Raw genomic sequence first — 21807 nt, 5'->3', positions numbered from 1 at the left:
ACTCAACTTTGAATGAAGCGGCATGAAGTCCGTTCCGGGGCATTTGCGACCGGGTCGAGCCGGCAGCGGGTCCGCCTATGTCCGCTACGCTGCCGGAAGCGGAAATAAATCCAGGCGTCACCATCGCAGGTCCGCGCGGGTTGAAGCCGACTTGTCCACCGTACGGACTAATACCGCCAGGACTCTCTCTCCGTCATCGCGAGCCGACGGGTCGCGCGAATGCGCGCCCGATGACAGGCTCTGCGAAGCAATCCATGCCGCAACGTCAAGAAAGCTGGATGGCTTCGTCGCAAGAGCTCCTCGCCATGACGGAGCAAAACAGCAGGCGGTGTTTCCGGCAGGTGCATTGACCGCCCGGACCTCAACAACGGCATCGATTGCCTATGGGGAGTGCCGGTTTGATGTTCCTAGAGCCTTATCGGTTCTGATTGAATCAGAACCGGGCTCTAATCTTTTGTTTGACGCGTTTTCTTCACGCGAACCGGTATCCACTTCGCTCGAAAACGCTCTAAATCGTCGTCCCTGCGAAAGCAGGGACCCATACCGCGTTGTCCTCTCGATCAAGGCAGGATGATCGACACCTTCAGCAACAACCAGGGCCGGTGGTTATGGGTCCCTGCTTTCGCAGGGACGACGGCTCACATCGTCGCGCCCAGCACCCAGGGTGCGAATTCGGCGCCGCCGAAGTCGAAGCTTTCGCTCTTGGTCGGCTGGCCCGAGGCGGTCTTGAGCATCAGGTCGAAGATGCGCTGGCCGCATTGCTGCACGGTCTCCTCGCCGTCGAGGATGGTGCCGCAATTGACATCCATGTCGTCTTCCATCCGCTTGAACATCGCCGAATTGGTCGCCAACTTGATCGACGGCGCGGGCTTGCAGCCGAACACGCTGCCGCGCCCGGTGGTAAAGCAGACGAGGTTGGCGCCGCCCGCGACCTGGCCGGTCGCGGCCACCGGGTCGTAGCCGGGCGTGTCCATGAACACAAAACCCTTCTTGGTAATTTCCTCGGCGTAGTTCACGACGTCGACAAGGTTGGTGCTGCCGGCCTTGGCCATCGCGCCCAGCGACTTTTCCAGGATGGTGGTGAGCCCGCCGGCCTTGTTGCCGGGGCTGGGATTGGCGTTCATCTCGGCGCCTTCGCGCTCGGTATAGGCTTCCCACCAGCGCATCAGCGCCACCAGTTTCTCGCCGACCTCGCGGCTGACGGCGCGGCGCGTCAACAGATGTTCGGCGCCATAGGTCTCCGGCGTTTCCGATAAAATGACGGTGCCGCCGTGCCGCACCAGAAGATCGCTCGCGGCACCCAGCGCCGGATTGGCGGACACCCCTGAATAGCCATCGGAGCCGCCGCATTGCAGCGCCACCATCAACTCGCTGGCCGCGACCTTCTCGCGCTTGACATTATTTGCATCGGTGAGCGCCTCGCGCACAAAGGCAACGCCGGCTTCCACGGTCTTGCGGGTGCCGCCGAGTTCCTGAATCTCGAGTTCACGCAGACGGCCGGCGAGTTTCTGTTCCTTCATCAGCCCGCCGATCTGGTTGACCTCGCAGCCGAGGCCCAGCACGACCACGGCGGAAAAATTCACATGCCGGGCGTAGCCGCCGAGCGTCCGGCGCAGGATGGTCAGTGGTTCGCTCTGGGTCATGCCGCAGCCGGTCTTGTGGGTGAGCGCGACCACGCCATCGACATTGGGAAAATCCGCCAGCGGATTGTCGCCGCTGAATGGATTCTTCTTGAAGATATCCGCGACCATGCCGGCGACGTGGGCGCTGCAATTCACCGAGGTGAGGATGCCGATATAATTGCGGGTCGCGACCCGGCCATCGGGGCGGCGAATGCCGTCGAAGGTCGCGGGCAGATCGAAGTTCGGCACCGGCTTGACGTCGACGCCGAACGCATAATCCTTGGCGAAATCGCCCATGCCGCAATTCTGGGTATGGACGTGCTGGCCCGGCGCAATCGCGGCGGTCGCAAAGCCGATGATCTGGCCATAGCGGCGGATCGGCTCGCCGACAGCGATGGGCCTGATCGCGACCTTGTGGCCGGCGGGAATGCGCTCGACCGTGGTCACGCCCTGCGCCACCACCAGGCCGGGCGGAAGACTGGAACGCGCGATCAGCACGCCATCATCGGGATGCAGGCGGATGACGGGTGCTGGGGTCATCGGGAGTCTCCTTGAAATCGATCGTGTCCCGGACGCGGCACCGCGTCCGGGACAAGTGAACTTAAGCCTTCTTAGCTTACGCTTTGCCGCCGGATTCCTTGCGGGTCTGCGCGATCTGCATCTTGGCGTAGGTCGCCATCAATCCGCTGTCGTTGAACAGGGTCACGAGCTTGAAGCCCATGTTGATCGCGCGCACCGCGCCGTCGGCGCCGCTGCAGTGAATGCCGGGATAAAGGCCACGCTTGCCGCATTCCCTGACGATCTTCTCGTAAATCTTGAGGATCTCCGGCTCCTCACGATCGAGCTTGGGCTCGAGGCCGTAGGAGAAGCCGAGATCGGACGGGCCGATATAGACGCCATTGAGGCCCTCGACATCGAGGATCGCTTCCATGTTGCCGACCGCGGTCCTGGTCTCCATCATCGGCAGCAGCACGATCTCGTCGTTGGCGGTCTTCTGATAGGTGCCGGCCGAACCGTACATGCCGGAACGGATCGGGCCGTTCGAGCGCGTGCCCTTCGGCGGATATTTGGCATAGCCCACCAGATTCTCGGCTTCCTGCTTGGTGTTGACCATCGGGCAGATCACGCCATAGGCGCCGCCGTCGAGCACCTTGCCGATGATGCCGGGCTCATTCCACGGCACCCGCACCATCGGCGTCACCGGATGGCCGTGCATGGCCTGAAAGCATTGCACCATCGACTGGTAATCCTGCACGCCGTGCTGCATGTCGACGGTGACGCTGTCGAACCCGCATTGCGCGATCACTTCGGCCGAAAAGCCGGAGGGAATCGCAAGCCACGCGTTCACCACCACCTTGCCCGAAGCCCATATTTCTCTGACTTTGTTTGCCATTATGTTTCCTTTTCTTTGGCCTTACTCACCGTCGATGACATTGCGATCACCCAGCTACTTTGGCGTGGCCGCCGAGATAGGCGGCGCGGATGGCTTCATTGCCCCACAATTCATCGGGCTTGCCGCCGAGCACAATTTGTCCGGTTTCCAGGACGTAGCCGTGGTCGGCGACCGACAGTCCCATGCGCGCGTTTTGTTCGACAAGCAAGACCGTCGTATGGCGGCGGATTTCCGAGATGATCCGGAATACCGCCTGCACGATCACGGGCGCGAGGCCCAGCGACGGCTCATCCAGCAGCAACAGGCGCGGCTTCGCCATCAGGCCGCGCGCGACCGCGACCATCTGCAATTGGCCACCCGACAAGGTCCAGCCGAGCGCATTGGAAAACGGCCTGATATCCGGAAACAGGTCGAACATGGCGTCGGCCTCGCGCGACAGCGCCGATTTCGCGACCCGCCGGTTCGAGGCGCCGAGCATGATGTTTTCCTTGACGGAAAGACCGGGGAATACCCGCCGTCCCTCCGGCACATGCGAGATGCCGAGCCGGACGATCGCCTCCGGCCCGAGGCCGGCGATCGATCGGCCGTCGAACACGATTTCGCCCGCCGCCGGCCTGGTCAGTCCTGAAATGGCCCGCAGCGTGGTCGATTTGCCGGCGCCGTTGGCGCCGAGCAGGGTCACCACCTGTCCCTCATCGACGCTGATCGAGACGCCGCGCAGCGCTTCGATCTCGCCATAGAGCACAATCAGGTCGCGAATTTCGAGCAGCGGCATTATTCGGTTCCGAGATAGGCGGAGACGACATCGGGATGGCGCAGCACCGCCATGGATTCGCCGTCCGCGATACGGCGTCCGAAATTGAGCACGGTGATGTGCTGGGCGGCCTCGCTCACCAGCGTCATGTCGTGGTCGATGATCAGGATGGTCAGGCCTTGCGCGGCGATGCGCTTGAGCAATTCGTGGAGTTCGAGCTTCTCGCTGGAGTTCAACCCGGCCGCGGGTTCGTCGAGCAGCAGCAATGTCGGGTTGGCGGCGAGCGCCCGCGCAATCTCGATCAGCCGCTGATGCCCGTAGGAAAAGCTCGAGATCAGCTCATTGGCGCGCGTGCCCAGCCCAACGAAAGTCAACGCCGACATCGCGCGCCTGGTGAGGGCGTCATCGCCGCCCTCGCCGATCAGCGTATTGCCCGGCCGCTCGGCGCCGATCACGACGTTCTCCAGCGCGGTCATCGAACGAAACAGCCGGATGTTCTGGAACGTCCGGCCCAGCCCCGCGGCCGCGCGCAGATGCGGCGGCATGTCGGTCACGTCAGTGCCGTCGAGCAGCACTTTTCCGGCGGTGGCCTTGTAGAGGCCGGAAAGCACGTTCAGCGTCGTGGTCTTGCCGGAGCCGTTCGGCCCGATCAGCGCATGAACACCGCCGCGCTTGACCGCGATATCGACTTGATCGACCGCCTTGAGGCCGCCGAAATATTTGGCGAGGCCTTTGACGTCGAGAACGATGTCGCCGCCGATGGTCGCGGGCACCAGCTGCAACGCCGGACCGGCGGCATGGACCTTTGCCCTGGCGCGCCAGCGTTCGGTGGCGATCTTGACGAATCCCCAGATGCCGTCGGGCATGTAGCGGATGATGAGAATGACGGACAGGCCGTAGATCGCCAGATAAAGCCCGGGAACGCTCTTGAGAAACCGCAGCCATTCCGGGATCAGGATCAAGAGGCCAGTTCCGATCGCCGACCCGATCGGCGAGGCGACCCCGCCGAGCAGCGACATCGTCAGGAACACGACCGACTCGGCGAACGAGAACTGATCCGGACTGACATAGGCGAAACCGCCCGCAAAAAGCCCGCCGGCCAATCCGGCCAATACGGCGCTGAGCGCAAAAGCCGACACCTTGGTGCGAAACACGTCGATGCCGACGACCCCGGCGGCCAATTCATTATCGCGCACCGCCCGCATCGCGCGGCCAAGCCGCGTATCCGACAAATGCCACACGAAATAGCCGACCAGCGCCAGCATCGCGACGCAGAAGGCCAGATAGGATTGCGAGGACTGAAACAGATAAGGCCGGCCGATCCGCGACACGCCATCCGGACCATGGGTGAGCCAGATGGTGTTGATCATGACCAGGGTGACGATCTGCTGGAACGAAATCGTCACCATCGCCAGATAATGCCCGCCGAGCCGCAGCGTCGACATCCCGAGCAACGCACCGGCCAACAACGCGACGACGCATCCACCGACAAGGCAGAGCCAGTAGCTGATCTGGTAATCCGACGTTCCGATACCGACGGCATAGGCGCCGAGACCAAAAAACGCCGCCTGCGCCAGATTGATCTGGCCGCACAGGCCGAGCACCACCGAGAGGCCGAACACCGCGATCGAAAACGTCGTCGCTTCCATCAGGATGTTGAGGACATAGCCGTCGAATTGCATGGTGGCGGCGAGCGCCACCAGAACCGCGGCGCCAAGAAAATAGGGCAGATGACGCAGCAGCAGCGGTTTCGCGCGCGCGGCGGACACGGCGATCGGCATGTTGTCGCTGGGCGCGCTCATGCTTTCTCCGCGACGCGTTCGCCGAAGATGCCCTGAGGCCGGAACACCAGAAACAGCACCAGCACCAGGAACGCAAAGCCGTCCTTGTAGGGCACCGAAATATAGGCCGCGCCGAAGGTTTCGATGATGCCGAGCGCCAGCCCCCCGATGATCGCGCCGGCGACGTCGCCGAAGCCGCCGATGATGGTGGCGGCAAAGGCCTTGAGCGCGATCGTCGATCCCATCTGGATCGAGACGAACAGCACCGGGGCCACCAGAATGCCGGCGAGGCCGCCGAGCACCGCCGAATAGATGAAGGTGATCATGATCATGGTCGAGACGGAGATGCCGAGCAGCGACGCCATCTCCTTGTCCTGCGACGTCGCCTGCAATTTCTTGCCGAGCATGGTGTGTTCGAAGAACCAGTAATTGAACACCACCAGGATCATCGTCACCGCGATGATCAGGAGATACTGGCTGTCGAGATAGACCGGCCCGAGCTGGATGCCCGGCGTATCGAACCATCCTTCCAGCACCTGCGGCTGCGGGCCGTAGATCGCCAGCACGGAGTTGGACATCAGGATCGAGGCGCCGATGGTCGCGATGATAACAGGCAGAAAGCTGCGGTGGCGCAGCGGATAGTAGACCCCGAGGTTGAAGATCGCGCCCAACAGCGCCATGCCGGCCAGCGCCAGCAGGAACGACAACCAGTACGGCCACCCCAGATCAACGGCGAACACGACCATCAGATAGGCCGCGACCATCGAGAATTCGCCTTGCGCGAAATTCACCACATTGGTGGCCCGGAAGATCAGCACGAAACCGAGCGCCACCAGCGCATAGACCGCGCCGATGCCGATACCGGTGAACAATAATTGTAACGCGAGATCCATGAAAACGCCCGGCGCGAGAAACGGGAGGCCTTGTGACAGGCCCCTCCGAATCCGGAGGGGCCTGCGACGCGATCAATCGTTGAAGTCGATGTGCTTGTCGTAAACGATCGTCCCCTTCTCGTTCCGCACCACGTTATAGCCATGCAGACCGTCGCCGTTCTGGTCGAAATTATATTCGCCCTCGGCGCCCGGGTATTTTTTCAGCGCCAGAATGGCCTCGCGGATTTTCACAGGGTCCGTCGAGCCGGCCTTGTTGATTGCCGCCGACAGAATCGTGATGGCATCGTAGGGCCACGAGCTCTGGTTATCCGGCGCGGTCTTGTAGGCGTCGCGATAGGCCTTGCCGAACGCCTTCGACGCATCGCTGGAATCCTCCGCGTAGTCGGCCACGCCGTAAGTGCCATACAGCGCCGGGCCCGCCAGCTTGGTCGATGACACCGCCACCACCGAGGGCGAACCGACCCAGGGAATGCTGACGCCAAGCTGGCGCAGCTGGCGCGCGAAAATACCGAGATCGTTTTCAAACGTGAAGTAAGTGCCGAGAACGTCGGCGCCGGACGATTTCACCGCCAGCACGACCGGCGTGAAATCCTGGCTCTGGTTGGCGTAGCCCTGGTCGAGGACAGGCGGGACACCAAGCTTGGTCAGTGCATCCGACAGCGCCTTGCCGCCGGCGGTGCCGAACGCGTCGGTCGAATGAACGATCGCCCACTTTTTCTTGCCAAGCGTGTTGACGCCGTAGTCGGCGATGACACGGCCGGAATAGCTGTCATTGGGACGAAAACGAAACAGCCACTGGTTGCCCATATGGGTGAGGTCCGGATTGGTGCCGCCAATCATCACAGGCTTGCCAAGCTTGAGGACATCGGGCGCCATCGCCTGCACCTGGGTCGAACGGATCGAGCCGAGGAAAGCAACGATGTCGTTCTGGGCGGCCAGCTTCGAAAACGCCAATACGATGCCCGGATTGGTGGTCTGGTCGTCCTCGATCACCAGTTCGACTTGCTTGCCGAGCACGCCGCCGGCCTTGTTGACCGCGGCGAGCGCCAGCTTGGCGCCGTTCTGCGCCCAAAGGCCCTGCTCGGCCGCGGGACCTGTGACCGGCACGCACATGCCGATCTTGATGGTCGCGCCTTGGGCCCGGGCGTTGCCGATAACGTAAGGTGCGGTAATACCTACGGCCAATCCAGCCGTAAAGTCGCGTCGCGTGAGCTTCATCCATTCCTCCCGTGAAGCCAACTTGGCGTCGGCCTTTTTTTAAGTTCATGACTTTGAGCGAAAAACCGCTCGCGTGTCTATGGCGTGTCTTATCGCCCGTCTTGTGGCCCTCTTGGCAAGCGTCGATTGGTCCCGGGACGCTTCTTTTGGCGTGATTGACCGCTCCAAATCCGCCATCTCGCAGATGCGGAGGTGCCTAAGCAATAAGCATAGGGCTCGCCTTACGACGCGCTCGCCCCGGCATTTCCTTCGTCGCTGGAACGCAACTCCGACAGGCTGTCCTCGAGCGCCCCGAGCATCTGCTGCAGCTTGGCGAGCCTGCGAGCGCCATAACGCCTGGTCATGGCGGCGTAGATCGCTTCCGAAGACGGCGCCACCGCCTCGATCAGCCGCACGCCCCGTGCGGAGATGGACACGATGACGCGGCGCTGATCGGCTTTCACCACCTTGCGTTCGATCAGACGGCGCGCTTCCAGATCGCGCAGAATTCGCGAAAGGCTCGGGCCGAGCAAAAAGGCGACGCGGGCGAGTTCCGTGATTTCAACGGCCCCGATCGAAGCCAGCGCGCGCAGGATCCGCCATTGCTGTTCGGTCAGCCCATGATCGCGCAGCGAGGGCCGGAACTGCCGCATGACAGCTTCACGCGCCCGCAGCAACGACATCGGCAGCGAACGGGAGAACTCCCGCATCGGCACGCGCCGTTCGCCTGCCTTGCTGGCCGGCTTCGCATCAGCACTCCCGGACGATTTTTTCCGCGCCATATCGATGATCCACAAATTGGGAATGGCCGGATTGAACGCCTCCAGCCAAGTTTTGCAATGCAACAAGCATCAATTCGGTTTGAACTGATACATTTAACATGTTAATCATATTTCCGCATCACCTTTCGCGGAACCCCTGACCGATCCAGCATGGCCCTGACAACAGACGATATCCGTGGCGCCGCCGCGAAACTTCATCAGGCGGAAAAGACCAGGCGGCAAATCCGGCAGCTCTCGCTGGAACACCCCGGCATCACCATCGCGGACGCCTACGCGATCCAGAAAGCGTGGATCGAGATCAAGCTTGCCGAAGGCCGTACCGTTAGAGGTCACAAGATCGGCCTCACGTCCAAGGCGATGCAAAGCGCGCTCGGGATCGATGAGCCGGATTCCGGAGTTCTGCTCGACGACATGTTTTTCGCCGATGGCGGCCTCGTGCCATCCGATCGCTTCATCGGCACGCGGGTCGAGGCCGAACTGGCGTTCATTATGAAGCACCGGCTGTCCGGGCCGCACTGCACGATGTTCGACGTCCTCAACGCGACGGATTTCGTGGTGCCCGCGCTGGAAATTCTCGATACCCGGATTGAGCGGGTCGATCCCGTGACCAAATCGACGCGCAAAATCTTTGATACGATCGCCGACAACGCCGCCAATGCCGGTATCGTGCTCGGCGGCCGTCCGCTGCGCCCATTGGATGCCGATCTGCGCTGGATCGGCGCGCTGTGCCATCGCAACGGTCAATTGGAAGAAACCGGCCTGGCCGCCGGCGTCCTCAATCATCCCGCGACCGGTGTGGCCTGGCTCGCCAACAAGATCGCCCCGCTTGCGCTTGAGCCCGGTCAAGTGGTGCTGGCCGGATCGTTCATTCGCCCGATCGAAACCCGCAAAGGCGACACGATTCAAGCCGACTACGGCCCCTATGGCACGGTCAGCTGTTACTTCGCTTGATACGAACTGCAGAATCGCTGGAGTGATCCCGACATGCCGCATTTCACCCTTGAATACTCCGCCAATCTCGATGCCCGCATCGATATGGCAAAAGTCGTCGAGTTGGTCCGCAAGGCCGCGGTCGAGACCGGTATCTTTCCCCTCGGCGGCATTCGGGTTCGCGCCATCCGTTGCGAGCACTACGCCATCGCCGACGCCAGCGCGGATTTCGGCTTTCTCGACATGGTGCTGCGGCTCGGCGAGGGGCGCGATCTGGCGACCCGCAAAAAGGCCGGAGAGCATATCTTCAGGGCGCTGTCGGCCTGTCTCGATCCGGTATTTGCGAACAGCAAATTCGCGCTTTCCTTCGATATGCAGATCAACGACAAGGAAACCAGCTGGAAGCGCAACAACATCCACGACGTCCTGAAGGCGGAGGCCGCGCATGGATAAGATCGCGCCGAAATCATCTGACGTGTTCCAGGCCAATCGCGAGCGCGCGGCGCCGTTGCTCGCCAAACTGAGGGCTGACGGCATCGGGCATTTCATCGGCGGCAAGATCGTGCCGTCGATCTCGGGCGAGACCTTCGAGACCAAATCGCCGATCGACGGCACGATCCTCGCTCCGGTCGCACGCGGCGGCTCGGAGGATATCGACCGCGCCGCGACCGTGGCCGCGCAGGCGTTCAAGGCCTGGCGCGACATGCCCGCGACCATGCGCAAGAAACTCCTGCACCGCGTGGCCGACGCCATCGAGGAGCGCGCCGACGATATTGCGGTGCTCGAATGCATCGACACCGGCCAGGCCCACCGCTTCATGGCCAAGGCCGCGATCCGCGGCGCCGAAAATTTTCGTTTCTTCGCCGACAAATGCACCGATGCGCGCGACGGCCTCAATCTTCCCAGCGACGAGCACTGGAATGTGTCGACGCGGGTTCCGATCGGCCCGGTCGGCGTGATCACGCCGTGGAATACGCCGTTCATGCTCTCGACCTGGAAGATCGCCCCGGCGCTGGCCGCTGGCTGCACCGTGGTGCACAAGCCGGCCGAGTGGTCGCCGGTCACGGCCGACCTGCTGGCGCAACTGGTCAAGCAGGCCGGCGTACCCGATGGCGTGCTCAATACCGTGCATGGTATCGGGGAAGAGGCCGGCAAGGCACTGACCCAGCATCCCGCGATCAAGGCGATCGGCTTTGTCGGTGAAAGCTCGACCGGTTCGGCGATCATGGCGCAGGGGGCGCCGACGCTCAAGCGCGTGCATTTCGAGCTCGGCGGCAAGAACCCCGTGATCGTGTTCGACGACGCCGACCTCGACCGCGCGCTCGATGCGGTGGTGTTCATGATCTACTCGCTCAATGGCGAGCGCTGCACCTCGTCGAGCCGGCTCTTGATTCAGGACAGCATCGCGGAAAAATTCATCGAAAAACTCACCATTCGTGTGAAAGCGCTGAGGGTGGGCCATCCGCTCGATCCCGCGACCGAAATCGGCCCGCTGATTCACGAGCGTCATCTCGAAAAGGTCTGCTCCTATTTCGAGGTGGCACGCCAGGACGGCGCCGTGATCGCGGTCGGCGGCAGGACCCATGACGGCCCCGGCGGCGGGCACTACGTGCAGCCGACCCTGGTCACCGGCGCGCATGCGGGAATGCGGATCGCACAGGAGGAAGTATTCGGCCCCTTCCTGACCGTGATTCCGTTCCGTGACGAGAAAGACGCCATCGAGATCGCCAATGCCGTGCAATACGGCCTCACCGGCTACGTCTGGACCTCGGATATGGGCCGGGCGCTGCGCGTCGCCGACGCGCTGGAGGCCGGCATGATCTGGCCGCGACGGCGGTGATTATTCGTTCGACTTCTACATGGAAACCAAGCACGTCTCCCTCGCCAAGGGGACCCACAGGATTCAACGATTGGGCGTTTAGTTTGAAAGCTGTCATTCCGGGGCGTGTCGAAGACACGGACCCGGAATCTCGAGATTCCCCGATGTGCAATTGCACATCTTAGGTCTGGTCCTTCGGACCATCCCGGAATGACCGGAGTAACTTAACTACGCCGACCAAGGACACCACATGCCCGTCCCGCAACCCGTCTTCGATCCACCCTTCAACATCGTCAGGTGCAGCCACGCCGTGCTTGACGTGGTGAACCTCGATGCCAGCCGTGAATTCTACGAAAATGCCGTCGGCCTGCATGTCGAGGATCGCGACGAGCGCACGGTTTTCCTGCGCGGCAGCGAGGAGCATCAGCATCACTCGCTGGTGCTGCGCAAGGCATCTACCGCGGCCTGCAATCGCCTGGGGTTCAAGGTCGGCAACGAGGCCGACCTCGACAAGGCCGCAGCGTTCTTTTCAGAGCATGGCATTACCTACGCCTTCGCCGAGCAGCCGTTTCAGGGCCGCACGCTTCAATTCACCGACCCCTTTGGCTTCCAGATCGAACTCTATGCATCGATGGACCGGCGTCCGCATCTGTTACGCCGCTATGACCTCTACAAGGGTTGCCATCCGCAGCGGCTCGACCACTTTAATGTATTTGCCGCCGAAGTGCAGGACACCATCGACTTCTACGCCCGGCTGGGTTTCCGGCTGACCGAATACGCCGAGGAGGACGGGCCGGACGGGCGAATCGCCGCGGCATGGATGCATCGCAAGGGCAATGTGCATGATTTTGCCATCACCAACGGCAAGGGCCCTCGCCTGCACCATTTTGCCTATTGGGTGCCGACCGCCATGAACATCCTGCATCTGTGCGACGTGATGGCCTCGAGCGGCTATCTCAAGAATATCGAACGCGGTCCCGGCCGCCACGGCATATCAAATGCGTTCTTTCTCTATGTTCGCGACCCCGACGGCCACCGCCTGGAACTCTATACCAGCGACTACTTCACCGGGGATCACGACCATGAGCCGATGCGCTGGTCGCTGACCGATCCGCGGCGGCAAACGCTGTGGGGCGCGCCGGCGCCACGCTCCTGGTTCGAGCAGGGATCGCCGTTTGCTGGACAGCTCATCCGCGAGCCGCGCTTTGTCGCCGATGTGACGATCGCGGATTAGGGCACGGGGTCTCATGAAAAAACCTTCGCTGGTTGCGGTCGCCTCGAAGCTGGGTCTGGTATTGGCCCTGTCGTCGATGGCCGATCTTCACGCCGCCGAGCTCAAGGTATTGGCGGGCGGCTCGATGACCGCCGTGCTCAATGAACTTGCGCCTCAATTCGAGCACGCTTCCGGCCACACGCTTGTCATCCACTTCGATTCCACGCCCAATCTGATCAAACAGGCCACCTCCGAGCCGTTCGATCTCGGCGTCGTTCCCATCGATGTTTTCAAGGACGCCGCCGCCAAGGCCCACTTCACGTTACCGACCGTCGATATCGCGCATGTCGGCTACGGCGTCTCCGTGCGGAAGGGCGCTGCGATACCTGACGTCAGCACGCCGGATGCGTTGAGAAAGACATTGCTCGACGCACCATCGATCGCTTTACTGCCAACGAGTGCTGCCGGCGCCTACGTTCTGAGTGTATTTGATCGCCTGGGCATCGCCGAGCAGATGAAGGCCAAGACCAAACCCCAGACCACAACGGGACACATCGCGGAGGCCGTCGCCAGAGGCGATGCCGAACTCGGCGTGTTCCTCGTCAATGTGCTGATCGCCCCCGGCACCGAACTGGCCGGCCCATTCCCCGCCGAATTGCAGCAGGAACTGGTTTTCACCGCCGCTGTCGCGGCCGACAGCAGGCAAGCCGATGCCGCCAAAGCGTTTATCGATTATTTGCGAACGCCAGCGGCTACCATGGTCATCACCACGCTGGGCATGACGCCGGGCTAACGGGACATCTCATGACCTCACATCGCATCGCAACCTTCTCCGTCGGCGGCTCGATCAAATACGGCGCCATCGTCGAAGACGGCATCGTCGATCTCTCCGCCCGCTTCGGCAACGACTATCCGACGCTGCGCGAGGTGATCGCCGCCGGCGCGTTGCAGAAACTCGCCGGTGAGGCCGCCGGACATTCGCCGGACCATGCCATCGACGCGGTCACCTGGCTGCCGCCGATTCCCGCGCCGGAGAAGATCATCTGCATCGGCGTGAACTATCCGGACCGCAATGCCGAGTATAAGGACGGCCAGGACGCGCCGAAATATCCGAGCATGTTCATGCGCACGCCGCGTTCCTTCGTGGGCCACAATACGCCGCTGGTTCGCCCGCGCGCCTCACCACAGCTCGACTATGAGGGCGAGGTAGTTCTCGTGATCGGCAAGGCCGGCCGGCATATCCCGCAGAGCGCGGCGCTGGATCACATCGCCGCGGTCACGCTGTGCAACGAAGGCACCATCCGCGACTGGGTCCGGCACGCGAAATTCAATGTCACGCAAGGCAAGAATTTCGACGCCACCGGCAGCCTCGGCCCGTGGCTCGTTCCCTACACCGGCGAGTCCCAGATTGCCGACATCCGGCTGACGACGCGCGTCAATGGCGAGACGCGGCAGGACGACCGCACCGGCCGCCTGATCTTCGGCTTCCGTTACCTGATCAATTATATTTCGACCTTCACGACGCTGGTGCCTGGCGACGTCATCGTCACGGGAACACCGACCGGCGCCGGCGCGCGGTTCGATCCGCCGCGTTACCTGAAGCCGGGCGACGTCATCGAAGTCGAGGCTGACAATATCGGCGTGCTGCGCAACGGCGTGATCGACGAGACCCCGTAATGCCCGCCAACGATTGGACAATGCAGTGACCTTGCCAATGACCCAGAGTTCCGGCGGCGAAGCCATCGTCAGCGGCCTGGTCGCGCACGGCGTCGATACCGTGTTCGGCCTGCCGGGCGCGCAGATCTACGGCCTGTTCGACGCGTTCCAGCAGGCGCAGCTGAAGGTCATCGGGGCGCGGCATGAGCAGGCCTGCGGCTACATGGCTTACGGCTATGCGCGCTCCACCGGCAGGCCCGGCGTGTTCAGCGTGGTGCCGGGCCCCGGCGTTCTCAACGCCGGCGCAGCCTTGTTGACGGCGTTCGGATCGAACGAGCCGGTGCTGTGCCTGACCGGACAGGTGCCGACACCATTCCTCGGCAAGGGCCGCGGTCATCTGCATGAAATGCCCGATCAGCTCGCGACACTCAGAAGCTTCGTGAAGTGGGCCGACCGGATCGAATATCCCGGCGCCGCGCCGGCGCTGGTCTCCCGCGCGTTCCAGGAAATGCTGTCGGGGCGGCGCGGACCGGTGGCGCTGGAAATGCCCTGGGACATCTTCACCCAGCGCGCGGAGACCGCACTATCGAACCCGTTCGACCTTCTTCCGGCTCCCCTGCCCGATCCCGAGCGCGTCAAGGCCGCCGCCAGCCTGATCGCGGCCAGCAAGACGCCGATGATCTTCGTCGGCAGCGGCGCGATCCACGCGCGCGATGAAATTCTGGAGCTCGCCGAATTGATCGACGCGCCTGTCGTGGCGTTCCGCAGCGGGCGCGGCATCGTCAGCAACGCGCATGAACTCGGATTGACGATGGCGGCGGCCTATAAGCTTTGGCCGCAGACCGATCTCATGATCGGGATCGGGACGCGGCTGGAATTGCCGACGATGTCGCGCTGGCCGTTTCAACCTGACGGATTGAAATCCATTCGTATCGACATCGATCCCTCGGAAATGCGACGCTACACGCCGGACGCCGCCGTGATATCGGATGCAAAGGCCGGCACCGCCGAGTTGCTCGCCGCTGTCAGGAAGAACGGCTATACCAAAACGCGCGGCCGCCGGGCCGCGATCCGCGACGCCTCGGCGGCGGCGCTCAAGCAGATACAGCAGATTCAGCCGCAGATGGCGTATCTCAATATTCTGCGCGAGGTGCTGCCCGCGAACGCCATCGTGACAGATGAATTGTCGCAGGTCGGCTTTGCCTCCTGGTACGGGTTTCCGGTCTACGAACCCCGCACCTTCATCACGTCAGGCTATCAGGGCACGCTCGGCTCGGGCTTTCCCACCGCACTCGGCGCCAAGGTCGCGCATCCGGACCGGCCGGTGGTCGCGATCACAGGCGATGGCGGATTCATGTTCGGCGTACAGGAACTGGCGACCGCGGTTCAGTTCAACATCGGCGTGGTCACCCTGGTGTTCAACAACAATGCCTATGGCAATGTCCGGCGCGACCAGCGCGAGCGCTTCGACGGCCGCGTGGTGGCGTCCGATCTGGTCAATCCGGATTTCGTCAAGCTCGCGGAATCCTTCGGCGTCGGTGCCGCGCGGGTGACATCATCAGAGGGATTTCGTCCGGTATTGGAAAAAGCCCTGGCGCATGGCGGTCCCTACCTCATCGCCGTCGAGGTGCCCAGGGATTCGGAGGCCAGTCCGTGGACGTTCATTCATCCGGCGAGGCCGTAAGCTGTCTACGCCCTTCTCGCCCGCTGCATGCCTCGCTGGACCCACGACGCCGCCATCACCAAAAGGCCCGCGCCGGCGACCGACCAGCATGCGACCGGCGTCCAACGTAACAAGGGGGCATATTCGGGAAGCTTTTGCAGGCCGCCCGCGACCGCCGCCATCCGCGTGAAGGTCGCCAGCGCCAGCGCGGAAAAAACCAGACCCAAAACCTTGCCTTCGGCGCCGCTGTCGCCGATCGCCAGCGCCGCCGAGATCGCGCTCATCAGCATGCAGCCCCAGGCCGCGCCCGCGATGAACTGCGTCACGACCAGCACGTTGAGGCTCCCGGCCCGCTCCGCTGCCAGGATCGCCAATGCGCCGAGTAGACCGGCGGCGCCCATCACGATCAACCCGCCGCGGCGTTTGGTGACGACGCTGGCCGGAAACAGCGCGATGTTGAAGCCAATCCAGAATACCGGCATCAGCCACTGCAGATCGGCCGGCTTGGCAAAGCGCAGATAGAACGGCGCGCTGTTGATACTGAAATGCAGTTGATAGCCCAAAGCCAGAAGTACCATAGCCGCAATGAAGATCACGGACACCTTGCCCAGCGGTTTTGCAACTTCAACCGGTCTATTCGGCGAACAGGATTCCTGCACCAGGCCGCGCTCGACTCGGGACAATGCGAGCGCGGTGATCAGCAGCACGGCACTGGAAATCACGAAGGGAAGCCGCGGGTCATGGTCGCGCAGCACCACGCCGAGATAGGGTGATATCGCGCCGGCCAGACCGTAGCCGAGCATGGCAAGCGCTGACAAAAACGGGATCGACGGTTTCGCGGTGTGCTTGCCCAGCAAGGTCAGCGGCGGCGCGCGCAAGGCCGAAGAAGTAACAGCCCAGATCACGATCAGCGCGATCAACCAGATTTGAGCGCCGCGGCCGGCACCGGCCACAAACGGCATGGCGACAAAGGCTGCGCAGGAGAGCGCCGTCAAGGCGCCGACGAATGCGCCGAGCCGGCCGACGAAGGGGACGATCCTGTCAGCGGCGATACCCATCGCGGTGTCGGCGACGGTGAAGATCGCTTGATCCAGCATCAGAACGAGGATGACGGCGGATGGTGCGATCCCCACCTGCGCGGCAAGCTCCGGCAAATAGATCAGGTACGTGGTCCAGCCCAGCGTAAACACCAGTTGCAGAACCGCAAAGTAGATGCCGGTGCGATTGACACTGGACGCTGTCTCGACTGCCGATATCGGAAGATCGCTCATTTCGCTCCTCAAGCGCCGAGCCTATCCGAAGCGCGCTTCGACAGGGAGCCCATCGCGCCGCTGCGACCAAAATGAGGCAGTCGGGTGCGACCTAGCGTGCCTTGCGGAACGTCAGATTGATGCGCTGCCGGCCCATCAGCGGGTGCTCGCCGTCAGCGAGCGGCGCGACGCCATGAAACACGAGCCGCGAGGGCCCGCCCCACACCACGACGTCACCATGCTCCAGCCGAAACCGGCGGGTTTTGTCGCTGCGCTTTAATCCGCCGAACAGGAAAATCGCGGGCAGCCCCAGCGATACCGAGACGATCGGCGCGCCGAAATCGAGCTCGTCCTTGTCCTGATGCAGGGACATCCGCGCACCCGGCGCGTAGCGGTTGATCAAACAGACTTCCGGTAGAAATCCGTCGAAGCCTGCCTCCGCGGCCGCCTGCCCGGCCAGCGCGCGAAACGATGGCGGCATTGCCGGCCACGGTGTACCGGTTTCGGGATCGTCGGGGTCATAGCGGTAGCCGGTGCGATCGGTGACCCAGCCAAAGCCGCCGCAATTGGTCATCGCCACCGACATCTGATGGCCACCCGGCGTGTGCATGCGACGAAACGGCGCTTGCGCCACGATATCGCGCAGCGCGGCGATCAAATCATCCTCGAACGACCGCGCGAAACCGCGCAACAATACGGCCCCCTCCGCGATCAATTGCTGCGAGGGCCGCGTATCGGGAACGCCAGCAAACAGATCCGCCGTCAAAGCAACCGCACTCACTTCGCATCGTGAAAGATCACGCCGACCGTATGGCGATGGCCGGAACGGAGCCGGCTGACGCCGTGGCGCAGGTTAACGCGATAAAATCCGCGCGTCCCCTGTACCGGCCGGACATGCACAGCAAAAGCCACCGCGTCGCCCTGGCTGAGCGGCACCACTTCCGGCCGCGACTGCATCCGTGGCCGCTGCTCGGTCAGCACGAATTCACCGCCGGTGAAATCGCGGCCGGGTTCCGACAGCAGGATCGCGACCTGCAACGGGAATACGTGTTCGCCATAGAGGTCCTGATGCAGGCAGTTGTAGTCGCCGGCGCCATATTGCAGCAGCAATGGCGTCGGCCTCGCCTGCCCGGCGGCGTGGCAGCGCCTGAGAAACGCCTCATGGTTTTGCGGATAGCGGATATCGATCCCCATCGCTTCGTTCCAGCGGTTGGCGACGCCATGGAGTTGCGCATAGAGCGCCGGCCGCAATTGCGCGATCACCTCGGGAAGCGGATAGGAAAAATATTTATATTCGCCGCGCCCAAAACCGTGGCGTCCCATCACCACCCGGCTGCGGAAATGAGTGTCGTTCGGATAAAGCGCTGTGAGCGCGCGGCATTCGTCGGCCGAGAGCAGCCCCTTCAGAACGGCGCAGCCCTGCGCGTCGAGATCGGCGCCCGCTTGGGTCCAGTCGATGGCAGCGACGCGCGCGGCGATATCGGATGCCGGGGCGGCGCGGACGGCATTGGTTGCGGCGGATTTCATCGCGCCAGTTTCGCAAATCGGGGCATCCGGCGCCACCCGATTTCCGAGCCACTCTCAACTCGTCGTCCCGGCCTAGTGCGCAATTGCGCATCAGGCGCCGGGACCCATAACCACAGGCTCCAATTGTTACAGAAGGTCTTTCACATCGTCGTCCAAACGATAGGACACGGCGTATGGGTCCCGGCGTTCGCCGGGACGACATGCCACACGTGGGGACGACAGGCTACCCCAGCACCGGTAGCTCGATCACATCGTAGGCGTGGCGAATGATGCGCTTGAGAACCGGATCCTCAAATTCATATTCAAACCGGCTGGCGGATCGGATGCCGCCCTTGGCGGCGAAGGTGCCGCCGAACATGGCGCAACCATCCGGCAATCCCTTGTCGCCGAAGCCGCGTCGAATGAGGTCAGCGACCGGGAGCATGCCGTCGAGCTTGCCTTCCTGGTACAGCACGCGCGCGCCGTCGATCCACGCATACGAACGCAGGATCATTTGATCCCAATGACCGACGACGTCCTCAAGCTCCCACAGCACGGACGCGACAGGCTTGTCGCACATCTGCTTGGACACGGTGACGCCGTAGGCCTCGACCTTGCGATCGGTGTGATCGGAGCCGAGCCCGACAAAGATGCGGCCCTGCCAGCCGATCAGCACGAATTCAACCTCGCCGCTGGAGTCGCCGCCGCTGACTTCGATGCTGTCGGCGGTGGTGATCCGCCGCGCCGCGACGCGGTAATAGATCGGCGTCGAAGCCGGCCGCGCAATGCCGATCGCTTCGAGTTCGGCGATATGTTTATCGCGCGCCACCGGATCACGCCCGGTCCAGCCGGCGATCACGGCCTGATCGATCGCCAGCGTCAGCGGTGTCGTCGTGCCCTGCGCATCGACGGTAAATGCAAGATCAAACACGGATGACATCCTCCATTCCGGCCGCAAGTTCAAAGATGCGGCGGTCCGATCCGCTCGCTGCCGCGAGCATCAGCCCGACCGGCGCCCCGCCCTCGCGATGCGCGGGCAGCGAGATCGCGCAACCGTCGATCATGTTGATCAGCGTGCAATTGCGCAGCGACAGCAGGTTCGCTTTGGTAAAGGCCTTGTCGTCGGCGAGATCGGCGATCCGCGGCGGGGTAATGGCGGTGGTCGGCATGACAAGCGCGTCATACGGCGCGAGACGAACCGTGGACCGCGCGATCAGCGACCGCCGCGCAGCGAGCAGATCGATATAGTCGGCGGCGCTGAGACTTTCGCCGCGCAAAATCCGGCTGGAGACGCGGGGATCGTAGACATCGCCCTTGCTGGTGATGAGATAGCGATGCCAGGCATAGCTCTCTGAAGCCGCAAACCCGCCCTTGACGTTCATCGCCGCGACATCCAGAAACTCCGGCACCGCGATCCGCTCCAGCAGCGCGCCCTGGCGTGAAAGCACCTCCAGCGCGCGCTCGAAGGTCCGCGCCACTTCATCCTCGAGTTCGTCGAGCACAACGGTGGTGGGCACCGCCAGCCGCATGCCCCTGATCGGACGCGGCTGCAGCGGCCGCACCGGCTCATCGGCCAGCACCGCGTCGAGTACCGCGCAGCAACCGACCGTGCGCGCGAGGGGACCAAAGCTGTCAAGCGTGAACGACAGCGGCACCCCGCCATCGAGCGGGACGCGGCGCTGGGTCGGCTTGAAGCCGACAATGCCGTTATAGGCGGCGGGAATCCGGCAGGAACCGCCGGTATCGGTGCCGAGCGCGCCGTACGCCATGCCATCGGCGATGGAAACCGCCGCCCCCGACGACGATCCGCCGGGCACGTGACCGACGTCGCGCTGCCATGCGCTCTTCGGCGTGCCGTAATGCGGATTGATGCCGATCCCGGAATAGGCGAATTCGGTCATGTTGGTGCGGCCGATCACGATGAAACCGGCACGGCGCAATCGCGCGACGGCGGTTGCATCGGCTTCCGCCGGCGGCGAATCCTCGAGCGCGCGCGAACCGGCGCGGGTTACCTGTCCCTTGATGTCGAACAGATCCTTGATCGAGACGGGAATACCGGCATAGGGCGACGGCGCCGCCCTGGCCGCGCGCAGCCGGTCCATCGCTTCCGCCGCCTCGATGGCGGCCTCACGATCGACGTGAAGGAAGGTCCGGATGCCCTCGCCCGAGGCATCGGCGATCCGGGCAAGGCATTGGTCGACCAGTTCGCGGGCGCTGGTGCGGCCGCCCTCCAGGTCCTCGGCCAGCGTGGCAAGTGTCGGCTTATTCTTCATGGTTATTTCGCCTCGTCGTGGCCCGATTGTTTATTCGCTGTCCGAACCCGCTTCGATTTCCAGATCGAGCAACGCCGAACTCAGCGACTTGCCGTGGGCATCGAGCGCCAGCGACCGCGTCACGCCGCCACCGAGCGCGCCGGTCATGACGAAATTCAGCGCGACAATATTGGGCAGCTCATAGCGGACAACCTCGCCTTCGACAACACCGGCAAAGTGGGCCCTGACCCGCGCGCTGGTGACCTGCGCCAGCAGCAGCGGATAATGCTTTTCGTCATAGGCGATCACGGAGATATTGGAGGTATTGCCCTTGTCGCCGGTGCGGGAATGGGCGATCTCGCGCAGCTTCATCGCCTTACGCTCCCACAAAGCGAACCTGCGGCCGGGCAAGTTCGCGCGGCAGCAGCACCGAGGCGACGGCGACGACATCGCGGGCCGATTTGAAGGCGCCGCCGCCGGCGGCCGGACCATTGGTGTAGAGCGTTTCGACCTCGTTGCCGATTCGAACCGCTTCGCGCAGGTTTTCCGTACGACCAGTGACGCGAACGCGCACTTCACAGGGTTCATTGGCGTGGGCGGAGATTTCAGCGCCATGCAGCGCATCGACGCCGATCAGTTCGAACCGCAATTCACTGGCGGCCACACCGGTCAGCTTCAACCGCTCCCGAACGATCTCCAGCGCCAGCCGTCCGCGCGCCAGGGCGCCGGGACCGGCATAAGAGATCTGGCCCTCGCCGATATAGCTGTCGACATAGCCGACCGAGACTTTCAGCGTGTCGGTACGCTCGGTGCCGCGCCCGCCGCTGACGCGCACGCGATCTTTGGCGATCTCCTCGACCCTGACTTGCGAGAAATCCGCGACCACGTCGGGCTGGATATACTGCCTGGGATCGTGCACCTCGTAGAGCAGTTGCTCCTTGCAGGTCTGCGCCGTCACCGCGCCGCCGGAGCCCGCGACCTTGGTGATCACGAGACTGCCGTCCTCGCCGACTTCGCCGATCGGAAAACCGAGCCGCGCCAGATCGGGAACATCCTTGTAGCCGGGATCGGCGAAGTAACCGCCGGTGATCTGCCC

The 21807-nt window shown here is 63.2% G+C and carries 20 protein-coding genes and 1 pseudogene; 7 read left to right on the top strand and 14 right to left on the bottom strand.

Going from position 1 to position 21807, the window contains the following annotated elements; genetic code table 11:
- Nucleotides 1-638: 638 nt before the first annotated feature.
- The 7 genes from ABR948_RS22850 to hpaR form a co-directional block, all read right to left on the bottom strand.
- A complete protein-coding gene (locus ABR948_RS22850; RefSeq protein ID WP_428122398.1) occupies nucleotides 639-2162 on the bottom strand; it encodes a UxaA family hydrolase in 1524 nt (507 codons plus the stop codon).
- Nucleotides 2163-2238: 76 nt separating this feature from the next.
- Entirely contained in the window at nucleotides 2239-3015 is a 777-nt protein-coding gene (locus tag ABR948_RS22845) for an HpcH/HpaI aldolase family protein (protein WP_428122395.1), read from the bottom strand.
- Nucleotides 3016-3061: 46 nt separating this feature from the next.
- Nucleotides 3062-3790, bottom strand: coding sequence for an ABC transporter ATP-binding protein (locus ABR948_RS22840; RefSeq protein WP_428122393.1), 729 nt, complete (start codon nucleotides 3788-3790; stop codon nucleotides 3062-3064).
- A complete protein-coding gene (locus tag ABR948_RS22835) occupies nucleotides 3790-5571 on the bottom strand; it encodes a branched-chain amino acid ABC transporter ATP-binding protein/permease (RefSeq protein ID WP_428122391.1) in 1782 nt (593 codons plus the stop codon). Before ABR948_RS22835 ends, ABR948_RS22840 begins: the two co-directional genes overlap by 1 nt.
- Complete coding sequence (locus ABR948_RS22830; protein WP_428122389.1) at nucleotides 5568-6443, bottom strand: branched-chain amino acid ABC transporter permease; 876 nt, start codon at nucleotides 6441-6443, stop codon at nucleotides 5568-5570. Before ABR948_RS22830 ends, ABR948_RS22835 begins: the two co-directional genes overlap by 4 nt.
- A gap of 72 nt (nucleotides 6444-6515) precedes the next feature.
- A complete protein-coding gene (locus tag ABR948_RS22825) occupies nucleotides 6516-7661 on the bottom strand; it encodes an ABC transporter substrate-binding protein (protein WP_428122387.1) in 1146 nt (381 codons plus the stop codon).
- Nucleotides 7662-7882: 221 nt separating this feature from the next.
- Nucleotides 7883-8422, bottom strand: a complete 540-nt coding sequence (gene hpaR / locus ABR948_RS22820) for a homoprotocatechuate degradation operon regulator HpaR (protein ID WP_428122385.1) — start codon at nucleotides 8420-8422, stop codon at nucleotides 7883-7885.
- 150 nt (nucleotides 8423-8572) lie between these two features.
- Between hpaR and hpaH the strand changes: the two genes are divergently transcribed.
- The 7 genes and pseudogenes from hpaH (at nucleotide 8573) to ABR948_RS22785 (ending at nucleotide 15724) form a co-directional block, all read left to right on the top strand.
- Complete coding sequence (gene hpaH / locus ABR948_RS22815; protein ID WP_428122382.1) at nucleotides 8573-9373, top strand: 2-oxo-hept-4-ene-1,7-dioate hydratase; 801 nt, start codon at nucleotides 8573-8575, stop codon at nucleotides 9371-9373.
- 33 nt (nucleotides 9374-9406) lie between these two features.
- The gene (locus ABR948_RS22810; protein ID WP_428122380.1) at nucleotides 9407-9805 is read left to right on the top strand and encodes a 5-carboxymethyl-2-hydroxymuconate Delta-isomerase; all 399 of its coding nucleotides are present in this window, start codon (nucleotides 9407-9409) and stop codon (nucleotides 9803-9805) included.
- Nucleotides 9798-11274: pseudogene (gene hpaE / locus ABR948_RS22805) on the top strand (5-carboxymethyl-2-hydroxymuconate semialdehyde dehydrogenase). Before ABR948_RS22810 ends, hpaE begins: the two are co-directional and overlap by 8 nt.
- A 147-nt stretch (nucleotides 11275-11421) precedes the next feature.
- Nucleotides 11422-12405, top strand: coding sequence for a 3,4-dihydroxyphenylacetate 2,3-dioxygenase (hpaD, locus tag ABR948_RS22800; RefSeq protein ID WP_428122377.1), 984 nt, complete (start codon nucleotides 11422-11424; stop codon nucleotides 12403-12405).
- A 13-nt stretch (nucleotides 12406-12418) separates the two neighbouring features.
- Nucleotides 12419-13177, top strand: coding sequence for a molybdate ABC transporter substrate-binding protein (locus tag ABR948_RS22795; RefSeq protein ID WP_428122375.1), 759 nt, complete (start codon nucleotides 12419-12421; stop codon nucleotides 13175-13177).
- Between the two features lie 11 nt (nucleotides 13178-13188).
- Complete coding sequence (locus ABR948_RS22790; RefSeq protein ID WP_428122373.1) at nucleotides 13189-14061, top strand: fumarylacetoacetate hydrolase family protein; 873 nt, start codon at nucleotides 13189-13191, stop codon at nucleotides 14059-14061.
- Nucleotides 14062-14098: 37 nt separating this feature from the next.
- Nucleotides 14099-15724 (top strand): thiamine pyrophosphate-dependent enzyme, encoded by a 1626-nt coding sequence (locus ABR948_RS22785; protein ID WP_428122370.1) that lies wholly within the window; start codon nucleotides 14099-14101, stop codon nucleotides 15722-15724.
- A gap of 5 nt (nucleotides 15725-15729) precedes the next feature.
- Here ABR948_RS22785 and ABR948_RS22780 read toward each other — a convergent pair whose 3' ends face one another.
- The 7 genes from ABR948_RS22780 to ABR948_RS22750 all read right to left on the bottom strand — a co-directional run.
- Nucleotides 15730-16974 (bottom strand): MFS transporter, encoded by a 1245-nt coding sequence (locus ABR948_RS22780; protein WP_428122368.1) that lies wholly within the window; start codon nucleotides 16972-16974, stop codon nucleotides 15730-15732.
- 91 nt (nucleotides 16975-17065) lie between these two features.
- Complete coding sequence (alkB, locus tag ABR948_RS22775; protein WP_428122401.1) at nucleotides 17066-17719, bottom strand: DNA oxidative demethylase AlkB; 654 nt, start codon at nucleotides 17717-17719, stop codon at nucleotides 17066-17068.
- A gap of 11 nt (nucleotides 17720-17730) precedes the next feature.
- Nucleotides 17731-18480 carry a 2OG-Fe(II) oxygenase gene (locus ABR948_RS22770; RefSeq protein ID WP_428122366.1) on the bottom strand — a complete coding sequence of 250 codons (750 nt, stop codon included), beginning with the start codon at nucleotides 18478-18480 and terminating at the stop codon, nucleotides 17731-17733.
- 223 nt (nucleotides 18481-18703) lie between these two features.
- Nucleotides 18704-19390, bottom strand: coding sequence for a DUF2848 domain-containing protein (locus tag ABR948_RS22765; RefSeq protein WP_428122364.1), 687 nt, complete (start codon nucleotides 19388-19390; stop codon nucleotides 18704-18706).
- Complete coding sequence (locus ABR948_RS22760; RefSeq protein ID WP_428122361.1) at nucleotides 19383-20732, bottom strand: amidase; 1350 nt, start codon at nucleotides 20730-20732, stop codon at nucleotides 19383-19385. The genes ABR948_RS22765 and ABR948_RS22760 overlap by 8 nt, the downstream gene beginning before the upstream one ends.
- A 30-nt stretch (nucleotides 20733-20762) precedes the next feature.
- On the bottom strand, nucleotides 20763-21083 hold the full coding sequence (locus ABR948_RS22755; protein WP_428122358.1) for an AtuA-related protein: 321 nt from the start codon (nucleotides 21081-21083) through the stop codon (nucleotides 20763-20765).
- Nucleotides 21084-21087: 4 nt separating this feature from the next.
- Nucleotides 21088-21807 (bottom strand): acyclic terpene utilization AtuA family protein (locus ABR948_RS22750; RefSeq protein ID WP_428122356.1); only part of this gene is annotated, 720 nt, incomplete at its 5' end.

The organism is Bradyrhizobium sp., from assembly GCF_050014615.1.
Taxonomy (GTDB): Bacteria; Pseudomonadota; Alphaproteobacteria; order Rhizobiales; family Xanthobacteraceae; genus Bradyrhizobium.
The sequence above is the reverse complement of the archived record's forward strand: the minus strand, read 5'-3'. Positions and strand labels throughout refer to the sequence as shown.